The organism is Vreelandella sulfidaeris Esulfide1 (genome assembly GCF_054072535.1).
On sequence record NZ_JBSVSF010000002.1, the window covers coordinates 212,749 to 228,506 of the forward strand.

At 53.1% G+C, this 15,758-nt stretch carries 12 protein-coding genes and 2 pseudogenes; 7 read left to right on the forward strand and 7 right to left on the reverse strand.

Annotated elements, in window-relative coordinates:
• Positions 1-963: an L-histidine N(alpha)-methyltransferase gene (egtD, locus tag ACW44H_RS20845; RefSeq protein ID WP_083025447.1), complete on the forward strand. Its 963-nt coding sequence runs from the start codon at positions 1-3 to the stop codon at positions 961-963.
• Here egtD and ACW44H_RS20850 read toward each other — a convergent pair.
• From ACW44H_RS20850 to ACW44H_RS20860, 3 genes and pseudogenes are all read right to left on the reverse strand, one after another.
• Positions 960-1,205, reverse strand: a complete 246-nt coding sequence (locus tag ACW44H_RS20850; protein WP_241524673.1) for a hypothetical protein — start codon at positions 1,203-1,205, stop codon at positions 960-962. The genes egtD and ACW44H_RS20850 overlap by 4 nt on opposite strands.
• Positions 1,206-1,981: 776 nt before the next feature.
• Positions 1,982-2,311, reverse strand: coding sequence for an HPP family protein (locus ACW44H_RS20855; RefSeq protein WP_113271253.1), 330 nt, complete (start codon positions 2,309-2,311; stop codon positions 1,982-1,984).
• A gap of 109 nt (positions 2,312-2,420) precedes the next feature.
• Positions 2,421-3,084: pseudogene (locus ACW44H_RS20860) on the reverse strand (SDR family oxidoreductase).
• 223 nt (positions 3,085-3,307) lie between these two features.
• Here ACW44H_RS20860 and fdhF point away from each other — a divergent pair.
• Together fdhF and ACW44H_RS20870 are read left to right on the forward strand one after the other, a co-directional pair.
• Complete coding sequence (fdhF, locus tag ACW44H_RS20865; RefSeq protein ID WP_035556006.1) at positions 3,308-6,274, forward strand: formate dehydrogenase subunit alpha; 2,967 nt, start codon at positions 3,308-3,310, stop codon at positions 6,272-6,274.
• Entirely contained in the window at positions 6,274-6,801 is a 528-nt protein-coding gene (locus tag ACW44H_RS20870; RefSeq protein WP_035556004.1) for a DUF1641 domain-containing protein, read from the forward strand. Before fdhF ends, ACW44H_RS20870 begins: the two co-directional genes overlap by 1 nt.
• 32 nt (positions 6,802-6,833) lie before the next feature.
• On the opposite strand, the gene fdhD is transcribed toward ACW44H_RS20870, so the two are convergent.
• The 4 genes and pseudogenes from fdhD to ACW44H_RS20890 form a co-directional block, all read right to left on the reverse strand.
• Positions 6,834-7,700: a formate dehydrogenase accessory sulfurtransferase FdhD gene (fdhD, locus tag ACW44H_RS20875; protein WP_052703837.1), complete on the reverse strand. Its 867-nt coding sequence runs from the start codon at positions 7,698-7,700 to the stop codon at positions 6,834-6,836.
• Between the two features lie 519 nt (positions 7,701-8,219).
• The gene (locus ACW44H_RS20880; protein ID WP_052703838.1) at positions 8,220-8,759 is read right to left on the reverse strand and encodes an HPP family protein; all 540 of its coding nucleotides are present in this window, start codon (positions 8,757-8,759) and stop codon (positions 8,220-8,222) included.
• Positions 8,759-11,587: a molybdopterin oxidoreductase family protein gene (locus tag ACW44H_RS20885; protein ID WP_035556002.1), complete on the reverse strand. Its 2,829-nt coding sequence runs from the start codon at positions 11,585-11,587 to the stop codon at positions 8,759-8,761. The genes ACW44H_RS20880 and ACW44H_RS20885 overlap by 1 nt, the downstream gene beginning before the upstream one ends.
• 267 nt (positions 11,588-11,854) lie before the next feature.
• Positions 11,855-12,387: pseudogene (locus ACW44H_RS20890) on the reverse strand (tyrosine-type recombinase/integrase).
• Positions 12,388-12,519: 132 nt separating this feature from the next.
• Between ACW44H_RS20890 and ACW44H_RS20895 the strand changes: the two are divergent.
• The 4 genes from ACW44H_RS20895 (at position 12,520) to ACW44H_RS20910 (ending at position 15,580) form a co-directional block, all read left to right on the forward strand.
• Entirely contained in the window at positions 12,520-13,797 is a 1,278-nt protein-coding gene (locus ACW44H_RS20895; RefSeq protein WP_082072710.1) for a hypothetical protein, read from the forward strand.
• A 207-nt stretch (positions 13,798-14,004) separates the two neighbouring features.
• Positions 14,005-14,550 (forward strand): c-type cytochrome, encoded by a 546-nt coding sequence (locus tag ACW44H_RS20900; RefSeq protein WP_045812310.1) that lies wholly within the window; start codon positions 14,005-14,007, stop codon positions 14,548-14,550.
• A gap of 11 nt (positions 14,551-14,561) precedes the next feature.
• Positions 14,562-15,017, forward strand: a complete 456-nt coding sequence (locus ACW44H_RS20905) for a DUF305 domain-containing protein (protein ID WP_035556000.1) — start codon at positions 14,562-14,564, stop codon at positions 15,015-15,017.
• Positions 15,017-15,580 (forward strand): hypothetical protein, encoded by a 564-nt coding sequence (locus ACW44H_RS20910; protein WP_035555998.1) that lies wholly within the window; start codon positions 15,017-15,019, stop codon positions 15,578-15,580. The genes ACW44H_RS20905 and ACW44H_RS20910 overlap by 1 nt, the downstream gene beginning before the upstream one ends.
• Positions 15,581-15,758 lie beyond the last annotated feature (178 nt).

Below are 15,758 nucleotides of genomic sequence, written 5' to 3' on the forward strand. Positions count from 1 at the left end.
ATGAGCCTGGCCGTACAATTCCACGACTTGCACCCGTCCCCAGCCTCAACATCGCTTCGCGATGAGATACTGACGGGATTCAGAGCCGATCAAAAGTTCGCCTCGCCAAAGTTCTTTTATGATCAGCGTGGTTCTGAGTTATTTGATCAAATTTGTGAGCAGCCAGAATACTACCCGACACGGACCGAGGAGGCGATCCTCGCGGAGGCCGCCGATGATATAGCCGAGATAGCCGGGCATGAAGCGACGTTGATCGAGCTTGGCAGCGGGGCGAGCCGTAAGGTACGACTTCTACTGGAAGCCATGCGTCCTAGCAGTTACCTGGGAATCGACATCTCGCGGGATTTTCTGCTCGACAGTACACGACGACTAGCGGCGGATTACCCATGGCTTGAAGTGCATGCCGCCTGTGCCGATTTCTGTTGCAATATGGCCTTACCGGACGGGCTATGCTGCGAAAGACCGGTCGGTTTTTTTCCTGGTTCAAGTATCGGTAATTTCGACCCCCAAGCCGCTGAAGATTTTCTTCGTGGACTGCATTCTTTGTTACCCACCGGCAGCGGATTGTTGGTAGGAGTCGACTTGGTTAAGGATAAGCCGACCCTTGAAGCCGCCTACAACGATGCAGCGGGTGTGACGGCAGCATTCAACCTAAATCTATTGGAACGGCTACGGCATGAGCTGCACGCTAAAATCGATCCCGCCAATTTTGTCCATCATGCGTTCTTCAACGAAGCACACTCTCGTATTGAGATGCATCTGGTCAGTCAGTTACCTCAAGTCGTCACTATTGAAGGGGAGCGCTTCAGTTTTCTGGAAGGCGAGACAATCCACACTGAAAACTCGTATAAATACACGCTCGAGGGGTTTCAGGCGTTGGCGGGACGTGCGGGATTTGAGGCGCTCTCGTCCTGGACCGATGCGAATAGCTTGTTTAGCGTCCACTACCTGACGCGTGCCTAGGGGACACTGATAGCGCGGCCACTACAACTCCACATTAAGCGCTGATAGGGAAGGCCAAGGACAGGCCAATCCCGGGAGTACACATAAGGGGTCGCGCCAGTTCGCGGTGTCACTTCGGCGCTGAGGGTAGCCACCTTGAATTGAGGGGCGCGCTTAAGGACCATTCCTTCGTAGCAGATAGCTGCAGTGATGCCGGTGGTCGTGGTACTTAGCAGTTCTCGGCCGGTTTCGATGGCACGCATGCGTGACATCTGGAAGGGCAGGTGAGGGCCGAACCAAGCATTGTTGCTGACATTTACTAGTAACTGCGCTTCGGACAGAAGTTCTGTGACTTCGGCACCAAGACCGCTTCGTAGGAGATGAAGACCCCTAAGGGCGCCTCTGATGCATTAAGAACGTGTGCTTGCCTTCCCGGTATGAAAACAAACATGGCCGCCCCGAGCACGTCGGGGACCGAACCCAAGAAGTCTCGAAACGGAACATATTCACCTAATGGCACCAAGTGCGTTTGTAGTAGAAGCCTGAGAGATGGGAGAGGCTCACCACCACATTTTAGATACGACCCTCCGCTTCGCATATCGGGACGCCAATCAGTAACAAGTTGCCTGCCTGCTCGGCTAACGCCTCAAGCTCAGCAAGATATTCATTAGCCTGGTTATATCACATCGGGGTTGCTGCTTCTGACCAGATCCCGATGTCGGTCCCGAGGGCAAGGTACCGTGGCTTTTTTCGAGCACTACGCTTACTTATTAGCACTAGGGAAACACTACAAAAAACCGCCTGAGCTTGCAGGTAGTCATCGTCAGGGAATTGGTATCTAGCTTTTTGTCACCGTCTGCCAAAGCTGCCCTATGAATAGAGTTCTTCGCTGTGCTAGCGCAAGAAAAAGCCTTGCTGCGCAAATTGTCGACTAGCGTACCCTCCATCAGTGACGGAAACCGCTGTAAACCGACGGCCGGCTTCCCGCGTTCACGGCCTATTAGCTTCACGGAGCCCGCCCCGGCTCGTTCAGACCAGACTAATCGTTATGCTTTTTACCAAATAAAATTCCAACACGCGCGCGCCGCAACGGCTCACCGATCAAGACGATCAGCCCGACCCCAACCGCAATGGCGAGCATATCGGAAGGTATCAGCTTGAAACCGCCTAAGGCGATCAGCAAAGCTGTGGCCGCAGCCGGCGGGTGCGAGGCCTTAAGTAGCTGCTGAACGAGCAGGCAAATTCCCATCGCGATGGCCGATGCGACGACGCGCGACAGGGGCATGGTCTGGCTCGACAGCACCGATGCCCATACGAGGAGCCGGTTAAGCTGTGTACTCAATCGGCAAGGAGTGTCGGTAGACGTCATTTGTCCACGGACACGGGTGGCTGATCAAAAACATTAATCACATGCTACAGGCCTCGCGCGCTAGGTAGCCCACGCGAGAATATAACGTTCACGTTCATCGCGCCCGCCTTTACCAAGGGAGTGACTCCCCATTGCTATGCCATAACCCACCATTGTTATCTAGTGTCAGCGCTTCAATACGTGCGGCAATGCCCAATGCAGCCTCTTGTGGACTGATCAATCCACCAGAATTAACCATGCGTGTTTTCACATAGCTGGGATGAAGGTGAGCCACGGCAATACCCAACGACCTCAAGTCCATCGCCAACGATTTACCAAACGCATTGAAAGCAGCTTTAGAGGCTCGGTAACCTAGCACCCACCGGAGTCGTTATCCGCTAGTGAGCCCATGTGGCTAGTGATATTAGCGAACTTGCTACCCTTTTTAAGATTTGGTAGTAGCGCTTCCACTACTCGCTGTGGCGCATAGACGGTGATTTCTATCTGCTCGCGGATACTATCGAAATCAACACCACCTAGTAACTCATCGCGAAGCAGTCCGCGTTGTTAATTAATAGATCTACCTCTTGGCCATTAAGCGCCTCGACCAGCCGGGCGACGTCGCCAGGCCGGGTGTCATCAATGCCCTCATTCACCTGATCGGCCTCGCGATCTAGTTCTTCCGACGACTGGCGGCAGGCACCGAACACTCGCCATCCAGCATCAAAATAGTGTTCTGCGAGCACCAAACCTACACCGCGGTTGACACCCGTAACGACAACTGCCGATTTCATTTTTGTCCCTCGCTTCCTTTCCTAATGTGTCCTACCAAGCCTAGGTGATAATAGCGCTACTGACCTGGAATAACCCACAAGACGTGCCCTTAATATACATTCAATCCCTTGGTTAAACTTGTGCAACCCAAGGCTTCTTGACTATGTTTCAAGTTATGTATGCGAATCGACACAGAGGTAGAGCTGCATATTAAAAATAAAGAATTCATGGAGGAATGCCCATATGAGCCAGCCGTGCACGATCATTTTCGATGGAGAAGAAATAAGAGGCATCGCCGATGAGCCATTGATCGACTTTCTAGAAGGTCATGGCATCGCTTTGCCAAGTGTTTGTTATCATCCCTCGCTAGGGGCGATTGAAACCTGCGATGCCTGCTGGGTCGAAGTCAATGGAGAGCTAAAACGAGGCTGCGCGCTGCGTACCCAAGAAGGGATGCAAATTTCCAGCCGTGATCCACAGGCTGTTGCAGCACGCCACGAAGGAATGGATCGCCTGCTTAGCAAGCATGAGCTGTACTGTACGGTATGTGAAAACAATAATGGCGATTGCAGCCTGCATAACGCAGTGGTGGAAATGGATATCCCCATTCAACGTTATGAGTTTCAACCTAAACCGCATGCTAAAGACACTACTAGTCCGTTTTATACCTACGATCCTGACCAATGCATTCTGTGTGGCCGTTGTGTCGAAGCGTGTCAGAACATCGAAGTCAATGAAACCTTAAGCATTGACTACGCCAGTGAAAACCCTCGCGTACTTTGGGATGGCGGCAAGGAAATCAATGATTCAAGCTGCGTTCATTGTGGACATTGCGTCACTGTTTGCCCTTGCAACGCACTGATGGAAAATAGCATGGATGAGCATGCGGGTCCGCTTACCTCCATGCCATGGTCACTTAAACGGCCGATGATCGAAATCGTCAAGAAAATCGAAACGACCATCAGCGCTAAGCCCATCACAGGGATTTCGGAAATAGATTCAGCTTGGCGCCAGCCCGGCATCAAACGCACTAAAACGGTCTGTACCTATTGTGGCGTCGGTTGCTCATTTGAAATGTGGACGCGCGATCGTCATATCCTCAAGGTTCAACCTTCCCCTGACGCTCCTGCCAACGGTATTTCTACCTGTATTAAAGGTAAATTTGCCTGGGATTTCGTTAATAGCGAGAAACGACTGACCACTCCACTGATCCGTGAGAATGGCCGCTTTCGTGAAGCCAGTTGGGAGGAAGCATTAGATCTCGTAGCTCGCAGGTTGCTTGAAGTCCGCGACACGCATGGTTCTAACAGTCTGGGTTTTATTGGCTCAAGTAAGGCCAGCAATGAAGAAGCTTACCTAACTCAGAAAATCGCTCGTTTGATCATCGGCACTAACAGTGTCGATAACTCCTCGCGCTATTGCCAAAACCCCGCCACTAAAGGCTTGTTTCGCACTGTCGGCTACGGTGGAGACGCCGGTACCATCAAAGATATTGAGCAAGCTGAGGTGGTCGTGTTAGTGGGTAGCAATACGGCCGAAAACCATCCTGTGATTGCTTCAAAGATTAAAGCTGCGCAAAAACTACGCGGCCAAAAATTGATCGTCATGGACCCACGCAAGCACGAGATGGCCGAACGCGCTGATATTTTTCTACGCCCCAATGCCAGCACTGACCTTATTTGGGCTTCGGCTCTGTCGCGTTATATGTTCGATAACCACTTAGCGGACCTGGATTTTCTGGGAAGATGGGTCAATAACGTGGAGGAGTACCGCCGCTCATTGGAGCCATTCACCTTGGATTTCGCCGAATTCAAGACAGGGATTTCCAAGCAGGAGCTAATCAACACCGCCGAAATGATTGGCCGGGCAAAAAACGTCTGCCTGCTGTGGGCGATGGGAATCACCCAGCACTCCCACGGCTCGGATACTAGTACTGCACTTTCCAACTTACTACTGGTAACAGGTAATTATGGCAAGCCCGGCACTGGCGGTTACCCTATGCGTGGCCATAATAATGTGCAGGGTGCGAGCGATTTTGGCTGCCTACGCAATATGTACCCCGGCTATGATAAAGTCACCGATGAGAGCGCACGACAGCGCTGGGCTAAAGGCTGGGGCGTCGATCCGAGCCAGCTCTCTAATGAGGTCGGTGAAGGCAATTTCCTCATGGTGCAATCGGCCGACCAGGGCGATATCAAAGCGATGTATGTGATTGGCGAGGAAACTGCTTTTTCCGATGCCAATACTCATAACGTACATTCCGCCTTTGAAAATCTTGATTTTATGGTGGTGCAGGATATCTTTTTAAGCCGTACTGCGGAGTTTGCTGATGTAGTGCTGCCCGCCTGCCCTAGCGTTGAAAAAGACGGAACATTTGTCAATACGGAACGGCGTATCCAACGCTTCTATGAAGTGCTGCCACCACTTGGTGACAGTCGTCCTGATTGGCGTATCCTTACCGACTTGGCCGCTCGTATGGGCCATGATTGGGGTTACACACACCCTTCTCAGATTATGCAAGAGTGCGCCTCTATCTCGCCGATGTTCGCTGGCGTCACCTACGAACGCCTGGAGGGCTGGAAATCCCTGTCGTGGCCAGTAGCTGCGGATGGTACTGATACACCCCTTCTGTATACCGATGGATTTCATACAGAAGACGGCAAGGCCAACCTTTTCCCGATGGAGTGGAAGGAGCCTGAAGAAGCTACCGATGCGGAATATGATTTATCACTCGATAATGGTCGGATACTTGAACAATTCCAAGGGGCCAATCAGACAGGCCGCTCGCAAGGCATCTGGGATCAGGCCCCGCATGGCTTTGTCGAAGTTAGCCCTGAACTTGCCGCCGAGCGGGGCATCAAGGAAGGCACTTGGGTACGGATTACTTCACGACGCGGCAGTATCGATTTCCCAGCGTTAATTACTGACCGTGTGGCTGGCAAGACCCTGTTCATGCCAATCCATTTCGGCAAGCCGGGAGTGAACGCCCTAACGGGCGAACATAACGACCCCGTTGTACAAACGCCGGCCTACAAGGAGACAGCCGTCAAACTTGAGGTGCTCGACAAGCGCACAGAACCGCCACTACCCAGTACTAACTATCGCTTCGGGCGGCGCACGCCTAATCAAGGCGTAGCGGTTGAGGTCAAGTGGATGCAAGAAGATTATCGGTTACCGCCCGCCCAGCAAACCAATCCGAGGAAAATGTAATGGCCGAACGAATCTCCCAGGACGTGACGCCGCCAAAGATAGGCCCTGATGCTCACGAAGAGTTAGAGACCCTGCTTCAGACCCTACATGAGCATGGGGTGCTGCGCTTTACTAACGATATGGTGGCCGCCAATTCCGATATTATTCGTATCTTGGTTAACGGACTGAGTAAAGAAGGGTCTCTCAACGCTATTCAAAATATCTCGATCATGGCGATGACCTTGTCCTCCATCCCCCCGGATCGTTTTTACCAAGTGATGTTCGCGATTAAGGAGGGGATGGGCGAGGTCAGCAGCTATCATGGTAATGAAAAGAGTAGTGAAAAGAGTGACGCAAAGACCGCTGAAGAAACTGACAACAAAGAAGCACCAGGTATCCGCGGTCTGTATAAGCTGCTGCACGACGATGAACTCTGGCATGCCATCCAGCCACTACTGGCGGGGTTAAGAGCTTTTTCCGAGCGGCTCGACAAGCCTATCGACAAGCCAGTCACCGACTTTACCGGCAAGGCGACAGAGGGACCATAAACCACGAACACGCTGGTAAATGAGTGCCCAGACTAGGCTGAGCGTTTGTTGACGGCACTATTGGGCAACACATAAGAGGGTCCGAGAATCCGCTCCGAGCCTGAGTAAATATTAAAACGACCCTCGCGCAGAAATCCTACCAGTGTTATACCGAACTCTCTTGCCAGCCGCACCGCATAACTGCTGGGGGCGGAAATCGCGCATACAACCGACACCCGCGCCATGATACATTTCTGAATGAGCTCGAAACTAGCTCGTCCACTTAGTAGCATGATGCGATCAGAAAGCGGCAGCTGATTATTCAATACTGCCCATCCATTCAATTTGTCCACCGCATTATGACGTCCAACATCTTCTCGTAATACCAGTAGTTGCCCACTGGTATCAAACAGGGCAGCGGCGTGTAACCCGCCGGTTTGCTCGAAGAGTGTTTGATGCTTGTGTAGCTCTGCTGGCAACGAAGAGAGCAGTTGTCGACTCAACTGATTGGAAAATGCTAAAGGTGGCAGCCCCTGCATAGCCTCAAGATTCAGCTTTTTCTTACCGCATACGCCACAGGCGCTGTTAGAGAGAGATGAACGCTCCAAGCGTTCGGCCTTAGTGGCATTAAAGCGCTTAAGCACTACTTGCAGTACATTGGGCTGCCCGACTAGATGGTCGATAACTTCAAAGTCATCCTTAGTACGCGCGAGCCCCTCGCTTAGCATTAATCCGGCGGCCAGTTCTCGATCGTGGCCTGGTGTTCGCATAGTGATAACAGGTTCGGCACCCGATAGGCGGATTTCCAACGCCTCTTCGATGGCCAAAGCGTCCTCTCTGGCGGTGATACCTTTGGCGTCTAAGGTGAGGATATCCAAATGAATATCGCCGTATTCGTGCGCGTTCCTCGCTATATCCATTGTAAGCTCCTTGCCCTGGTCTCTTCCTGAGTCGCGGCCACTTTTTTAGCAAGCAACAAGTCCACTATCTTTGAGGCTAGTTCAGCTTTTACCACCTGCCAATAAGATATGTGCTTAATCCTCCACATACCGCTAAAAAACCGCTATTCATATATATAGGTAACCGTACGCTGTCCAGCATCAAGGTGTCATCGCTTGTTCACCTACTTGACTCCGCATTGTCATTCCCCCCGTCCAGGATCCTTACAAAGAGAATATAGGAAACACTACAAAAAACCGCCTGAGCTTCCAGGCAGCCATCGACAGGGTATCGGTATCTAGCTTTCTGTCACCGTCTGCCAAAGCTGCCCTATGGATAGAGTTCTTCGCTGTGCTAGCGCAAGAAAAAGCCTTGCTGCGCAGATTGTCGAGTGGCGTACCCTCCATTGAGTGACGGAAACCGCTGTAAATCGACGATTAGTTTTCCGTGTTCACAGTCTATTAGCCTCACGGAGCCCGCCGCAACCCGCTCAGATCAAACTATTTATTACGCTTATCACCAAACAAAATTCCAGCACGTGCGCGTCGCAACGGCTCACCGATCAAGACGATCAGCCCGACCCCAACCGCAATGGCGAGCATATCGGAAGGTACCAGCTTGAAACCGCCTAAGGCGATCAGCAGAGCTGTGGCCGCAGCCGGCGGGTGCGAGGCCTTAAGTAGCTGCTGAACGAGCAGGCAAATTCCCATCGCGATGGCCGATGCACCGACGCGCGACAGGGGCATGGTCTGGCTCGACAGCACCGATGGGGCCTGGCTCGCCCCGGTCAGTAGAACACCGACTGCGCCTGCGGCCACGCCAATCAAATGCCCCATCACCGTGTTGTAAAGCCTGGCCGACTCTAGGTTGGGCTTGTGCACATGCAGGAAAATGCTCGGACCCAGGCTGGGGAATAGCCAGGGTTGACCGGCAATGACCGCTACACCCCCGATCAATAGCGTCGTGAATGCAGCGGTGACCGGGGACCAGAACCACTCCGGTCCGCCAAATGGCTTTCCATTCTTCGTATCCTCGCCCATCAACTTGGCACTATCAGACTTTGCGGAGCGGTCTGCTTGATTCGCGTCTTCAGCCAGGCCAATTGCCGACTGTTATGCTCCGACATGCGCTGCAATAGCTCCATCATTTCGTCGTCGCGCAGCGCCTGCGTAGCTTGCTTCAACACAACGATCGATATATGCGATTCCTGTGCCAGCAACCAGCAATCATGCAAATCACGCAGTAGCGAAAGAGGGCCCTTATGGTGGCTCGGCTGAAGCACCTCAAGCAGCTTATCTGCCTCCTTTTCCTGAGTTTCGCCGTAGCGCTGGATGCATGGTTGCAAGTCTTCGGAATGCTCTTGTGAGAAGCGCGCTAGCATTTTGCATATCGCGCCAATGTCCGGCTCGGCTTTATGCTTTTCCGCCACGGCGAACAGCGCCTGAGCAGTGGCGCGCGAGCTATCGTCGAGCAGACCGAGGTAATCGGCCACATGCGCCCTGGGGTTCTCCGAAGCCTCCTTTAAATGCTCGTCGCGCATCGGATCATCCATCTCGAAGGGCTCGCCCGGTTGCATCTTTCGCAAACGCACCGCGGCGTACTTGAAATACGGCTGTTTGCTCACCGGATCCCACTCATACAGCGTCATCTCGTTGACTGCTCGAGGCCGCTCGTCATTGTCCCAGTAGCCATAGTGAAACGGCATGAACACATGGCCTGGCTCGATATCACCAATACGCGCTGGAGCGTAGGCCCACCCGCGCCGGCTCTCAATCTGCAACATGTCTCTTTCTTCGATCCCCAGGCGCTCTGCATCTTCGCCATTAAGCTGGATAAAGGCATCCGGCGCAGCTTCGTTCAGCTCGCGAGAATGGGCAGTCTTGGTTCGCGTGTGGAATTGGAACACCACTCTTCCGGTGGTCAAGTGCAACGGATAGTCCTCATCGACTATTTCGTGAGGAACAACGTAGTCGGCGCCCTTCAAAAGAGCGCGGCCAGCGGGGTTCAGCGCTTTAAACGTTTTGGGCGTGACGGCCGCACCGGTGTCCAGGTCATGACCGAAGTTCTCCGCTGTGTCGTAGAATGTACGGAAAACATAGTCGGAATAGAGGTGTTCGCGCCCGTGCGGATACTGCTCATTGCACGGCCACTGGATACCGGAGCCGCCGCTTAGTTTCTCATAGCTCATGCCCGTGTAGTCGCAGAGTTGGCCCCGCGTACATTCGCGCCACGCATCAAACGCTTCCTCGGGCGTGTTCCACTTGATCAACGGCTCGCCATCCTTGTCTCGAAAATCCATGCGGCGTGCATAATCAAGCCAGATATCGAGGTCGGCTCGCGCCTCGCCGGGGGGCTCGATGGCCTTATGCGAAATATGCACTGTCCGGTCGACGTTCGTGAAGCAGCCTGTTTTCTCGCCCCAGATCGCTGCCGGCAGCACGACATCGGCCAGAAGGGTCGTCTCGGTATGAAAACCATCTTGAGCCACCACGAAGAGATCTTTGCGAGCGAGCATCGCGCGTACTCGATGTAGGTCCGGCAGCGACACGGCGGGATTGGTGGCCGAGATCCAGAGCATCTTTAAAGTACCTTTTTCCGCGTAGCGGAAGATCTCCAATGCATGGGTCGGCGGTTTCCAGGCGGGGAGCTGTTCTTTTTCTATGTTCCACAGATCCGCCAGTTGCTGGACATGGTCCGGGTTTTCCCAGTTACGAAAGGCCGGCAAGTCGCCGTCGGCACCGCACTCGCGCGTGTTCTGTGCCGTGGGTTGGCCATTCATTTGTAATACACCGCTGCCAGGCTTCCCGATCAGGCCACGGATGAGGTTAATGTTGTTGACCTGAACCGCAGCGGCCGTTGCCTGGTTAGACTGATAGACGCCCTGCAAGACAGTAGAGACCAAGCTTTTAACCTCACCGAGAATGGTGGCAGCAGCACGCAGGTCAGCTACCGGCACGTCAGTCAGTTCTTCGACACGCTCCGGCGAATACTTCGCCACCGTTTGCCTGAGCTTGTCGAAGTCCATCGTGTGATTGTCGATGAAGTCCTGGTCGATATGCCCCGCTTCAATAATCAGGTGGAGCAGGCCGTTGAGCAGCGGCACGTTGGTGCCGACCCGTGGCGCCAGGTGAACGTCCGCCTTGGCCGCAGTGGCTGTACGCCGCGGATCGATTACCACCAGCTTGGGCGGGTTGGGTCCACTTAGCCGGTCGAGAATCCGCATCCACAACACAGTCTGGGTATTGGAAATGTTATGGCCAACGTGAAGAATCCCCTCGGTCATATCCAGATCGGTATAGCTTCCCGGCTGACCGTCCGAGCCGAAGCTTTCCTTCAACGCTGCCGCAGCGGTTGCAGTGCATAATCGGGTATTACCGTCCATATGAGGTGTGCCGAGGCCAGCCTTACCGATCACGGCGAGGGTATAGTACTCCTCCAGAAATAGCTGGCCCGACGTATAGAAGCCTATTGCATTAGCCGTGTACTGCTCATAAATCTCTTTTGAGCGGCGCACGATCAGCTCCATCGCTTCGTCCCAGCTAGCCGGTTCCAGTTGGCCGCTGTCACGGCGAATCAACGGCTGAGTGAGCCGATTATCGCTGTGGTTGGCAATCCAGCCATGCAACCCCTTCGGCCCGAGCCGACCTCGGTTGACCCGGTCATCGGTGCGACCGCGCACGCCGACGATTTTTCCTTCCTTGACGCCGATGTCTAACCCACATCCGTTCGAGCACAATACACAGGCCGATTGCACCCAGCGCTCAGGCTCGTCGGCAAGCTGATAATCAGGGCGATCGGGCCATTTGCCAACGTAGGGCGTTCTATCACCCCAGATATTGTCGATACTGTCTCGGGATTGTGCGGTCATGGCAGGCTCCTAACATGCATGTATGTGACAACTGAGAGCAGCATAGTAGATAACGGCCATCTCAACAGGAGCGGTCTAGCTGAATCGGACCAGGTATTCTAGACACTGTTTGGTCTAGTATTTGGGGTTTGAAGGGTTTGTCTAAGCGGTCAATGTAAGTGTTCGAATAAGGTTTTCATCTAATGATGAGCCATTATGTCAGCTTTAACTAAAAGATCGCTTCTGGCCGGGCAACGACGGCCCGAAATAGGCCGTCGTTTGTCTATATCAAACTTCTGTTTGTTCTGCCACATCCAACGCATTATCTATTTCAATCCCAATATATCGGACGATGCTTTCCAGCTTCGTGTAACCCAGGAGCAGCTGCACTGTCCTCAAGTTTTTCGTGCGACGGTATATAAGCGAAGCTTTGGTGCGGCGCATTATGTGCGTGCCATAGATTGAGGCATCTAAACCTATTTCGGTGACCCAGGCTTTCACAATATGGACATATTGGCGCGTGGAGAGATGCTTTGCGCTGTTGATTCGGCTGGGAAACAAGAAGTCTCTATTTCTGAGTTGAGCAAGCTGTATCCAGTCCATAACTGAGATAGGGGTTTGCTCGGTTATTTCGAACTGTTCAGGTCTTTGCTTTTTTTGCTGCGTCCAATGGCTCGTGAGGGCATACACGCATCATGGGCTATATCCCGTACTCGTAAATTGACGAGGTCGTAGCTCCGAAATTTACTATCCTATCGTTGACCAGGCTAAAGAGGGGGGAGATCTTTCGTCTTTTTAGCAAGTTGTAGCCGAACATTAATAGCTCAGGTATTTTTAAGAAGCATAGGCCTCCTGTTCTACCAACTTGCCTTTACTACAAGATGCAATGGAGATTTCAGCCGAAATATTCATGGGTTGGAGATCGGCGATATATAGACACGGAGGGTATTCTCTTGCAAGACACCAATTATTCCCCAGCACAAACGAAGGCGAAAAAGCTGAACCAGCACTGCGTCTGCGTCACTCTCGATCGGCCAGAAGTGGTTCGTAGTCTAGCTAATCAGTTGGGAAGTAATGCGAACGACATGCTTTCCAGTTCAGTCTGGCATCACTTCTTTTCAGATGTTGCGGTTTTTGTTCCCAGCCAAGATCTGGATCGAATGCTGGCCATTGTCGGAGCTCTGGAAGCTGCGGCCAAGCTCCCCGACTTTCATCACCGTGTGTTTTCCAGAGCTCCTCAGAGCGCCCGAGCCAATCCTGGCCCCGTAGGCGCCTTCATGGGCTATGATTTTCACCTCGGTGGGGAGGGTCCGCTTCTCATCGAAGTCAACACCAATGCGGGGGGCGCGTTCCTCAATGCTGAGCTTGCACGTGCCCAACTGCAATGCTGCAGCGGGGCTACTCGGGTGGCCTGGGCCGAAAACTTTGATACTGCGGTCATCGCCCAGTTCGAGAGTGAATGGCGCGCCCAGCGGGGCAGTGGACGACCGAAAAGCATAGCGATCGTCGATGACCAGCCTATCGAGCAGTACCTCTATCCTGAGTTCCGACTGGCACAGCAGCTGTTTCGGGATAATGGTATCGATGCCCACATAGTCTCTCCCTCTGATCTCAGATATGAGTTGGGTGCGTTATACAGCGGCGGCGAGCGAATCGACATGGTTTACAACCGCTTAGTGGACTTCGCTCTGGAGGTGCCAGAGCATGCCGCACTGCGCTCGGCTTGGCTGGACGGAGGCGCTGTCATAACCCCAAACCCATTCGCACACGCACTCTTTGCAGACAAGCGCAATTTAGCCGAATGGTCTGATCCTTCCATTCTTCAGGATTGGGGGTTGAGCCCAGAGAACGCCGAGCTGCTTCGCTGCGGCGTTCCGCGCACCGTTAGGGTTGCCGCCAGTAACGCAGATGAGCTTTGGCAACAGCGACGGCTGTGGTTTTTTAAACCAGTGGCAGGTTATGGCAGCAAGGGCGCTTATCGAGGCAGCAAACTTACCAAACGCACATTTTCCCAGATACTCGAAAGTGACTATATCGCTCAGGCGTACGTGCCTCCCTCGGAGCGACTGGTTCTGGTCGATGGCGAGCGGGAAATGCTCAAGGTAGACGTACGGCTATATACCTATCGTGGCAATCTGATTCTGGCTGCGGCACGCCTGTACCAAGGCCAAACCACGAATTTTCGTACACCGGGGGGCGGATTCGCACCCATACTCATTGAGCCGATCTGACATAAGGCGTGGCGTTCCAACCATAGTCTTACGGAGCGGCCTGGCACTGATCGGCAGCCTGGGTAGACGCTCGCTCAGACAAGTTCAGCAAAACAGACCATCTTATTGTTTAAATTTGGCATGCCAGTAAAACCTTACTACTCTGAACAAATCACGTGATGAGAGGTGAATCAACGCTTCCTTTCTAGGAACAAGCGAGGTGCCGCAATGCAGCCGAAAACTAAGCATTTAGCGCTGGGAGCAGCCTTCGGGCTTGCAATACTCGTTCTGATTTTACTCCTTGTCGTCGTTTGGGTGGCTTATTCCGGCACCTACAACATCGCGGCGACTCAAGGCCATCAGCCCCTTGTACGCTGGACGCTGATGACAACGATGAAAAATTCTGTAGCAGACAGGGCAGAAGCCATCACGACTCCTTCAATGAATGATGAGATGGTGACTGCCGGAGCGACCGACTACAAGTCGATGTGTCAACATTGCCACGGCGGCCCGGGAGTTCGACAGAGTGAGTGGGCTAGAGGCATGCTGCCAGAGCCGCCACATCTGACCGATACCATCTCCGAATGGGAGCCCCGCGAAGTATTCTGGTTGGCTAAACATGGGATACGAATGAGTGGTATGCCTGCGTTCGGACCTACTCACAGTGATGATGAAATCTGGAACATCACTGCGTTTGTCATGCGCCTACCCGGCATGACGGAAGATGAGTACGCAAGCTTTGAAACGGGCAGTTCAACAGATCATGGACACTAAAGGGAAACGCTATGAACATGTCTTATTGGCGTTTCGGCGCGATGATCGCTACCTCTACGGTCATTATGTACGGGGTGATGTATCTCAATACGTACGCCTATGAGCATGTCTTCTGGAGCGAAACCAGAGCATGGATGGCACTTGTGATGGGCGCTGTGATGGCGGTGATAATGCTGAGCTTTATGCTCAATATGTATCAGAAGAAACTGATCAATATCGCCATTTTTGTGGGCAGCGCTCTGCTTTTCACCGCCGCATTATGGCTCGTCCGCAGCCAGGCTACCGTGGGCGATGACGAGTATATGAAGGCAATGATTCCTCACCATTCGATCGCGATCTTAACCAGCGAGCGAGCACAAATTTCCGATCCGCGTGTGCGTAAGCTCGCCGATGAAATTATTGAGGCACAGCGTCGCGAAATTGCGGAAATGAAATATCTCATACGCGATTTGGAGAGGGCCGACTGATGTTTATTCCTTCACAGAACCGCCCTCGTCAGATCCTTATCCTTTCGACAGTAACGCTGGGCACCGCTTTTCTCGCCGGTTGTGGCGATCCTGCCCCTGGCGAAGGAGTGGAAAATCCGATGATGCAAGGGCCGTCTCCCGAAGTGGTTGGAGCGCAGGAGGCCGTCAACTCGCCTGATATACCGGCGATCGATCCCCAAACGATGCAAGAAGCCGAAATCGAAAAGGTGCTGGGAGACGCTGCGTATTGCGCCTATCGGTATACCGCAGAAAGCCCGCCGATTCTCGCTATCGACAACACGGATCAAGGCCAGGGTGCCCGCGCAGTTACCAAGATTCATGGTCGTCTAGTGGAGTTATCAGCAGACCACAATCCTGATTATGAAAACTTGAAGCAAGGCCTCATGCTCACCGCAGAAGGGTTGACGATGAGGGTGTTTTCGGATGAAGAAGAACCAGAATCAGCGGAGCCAGGAGAGCTCATTACAGCAGAGCTACACTTTTCTCTTCAACAGGGTTTGAACGCCGGGTATCTAGGCTGGTATAGGTGCGAAACAGAATAGGCAATGCCTCTTCAGTGCTTCTTGATAGTGCGCCCGTTCGGGACTTGGCCAGCGAGTAAAAGCTGTTCGGCGTGTTTTTAGCGCAAAAAGACCAGCGACGATCAGGTAAAGACCTGGAGAAGCAGATGCTGCAAAAAATATGAACAGTTCTCGGCCTAGCATTACTCCCTGCGGCAGG

Coding starts and splice junctions, on each gene's coding strand:
- egtD (WP_083025447.1), top strand. CDS start 1: ATGAGCCTGGCCGTACAATTCCACGACTTGCACCCGTCCCCAGCCTCA.
- ACW44H_RS20850 (WP_241524673.1), bottom strand. CDS start 1,205: ATGCGTGCCATCGAAACCGGCCGAGAACTGCTAAGTACCACGACCACC.
- ACW44H_RS20855 (WP_113271253.1), bottom strand. CDS start 2,311: ATGACGTCTACCGACACTCCTTGCCGATTGAGTACACAGCTTAACCGG.
- fdhF (WP_035556006.1), top strand. CDS start 3,308: ATGAGCCAGCCGTGCACGATCATTTTCGATGGAGAAGAAATAAGAGGC.
- ACW44H_RS20870 (WP_035556004.1), top strand. CDS start 6,274: ATGGCCGAACGAATCTCCCAGGACGTGACGCCGCCAAAGATAGGCCCT.
- fdhD (WP_052703837.1), bottom strand. CDS start 7,700: ATGGATATAGCGAGGAACGCGCACGAATACGGCGATATTCATTTGGAT.
- ACW44H_RS20880 (WP_052703838.1), bottom strand. CDS start 8,759: ATGGGCGAGGATACGAAGAATGGAAAGCCATTTGGCGGACCGGAGTGG.
- ACW44H_RS20885 (WP_035556002.1), bottom strand. CDS start 11,587: ATGACCGCACAATCCCGAGACAGTATCGACAATATCTGGGGTGATAGA.
- ACW44H_RS20900 (WP_045812310.1), top strand. CDS start 14,005: ATGCAGCCGAAAACTAAGCATTTAGCGCTGGGAGCAGCCTTCGGGCTT.
- ACW44H_RS20905 (WP_035556000.1), top strand. CDS start 14,562: ATGAACATGTCTTATTGGCGTTTCGGCGCGATGATCGCTACCTCTACG.
- ACW44H_RS20910 (WP_035555998.1), top strand. CDS start 15,017: ATGTTTATTCCTTCACAGAACCGCCCTCGTCAGATCCTTATCCTTTCG.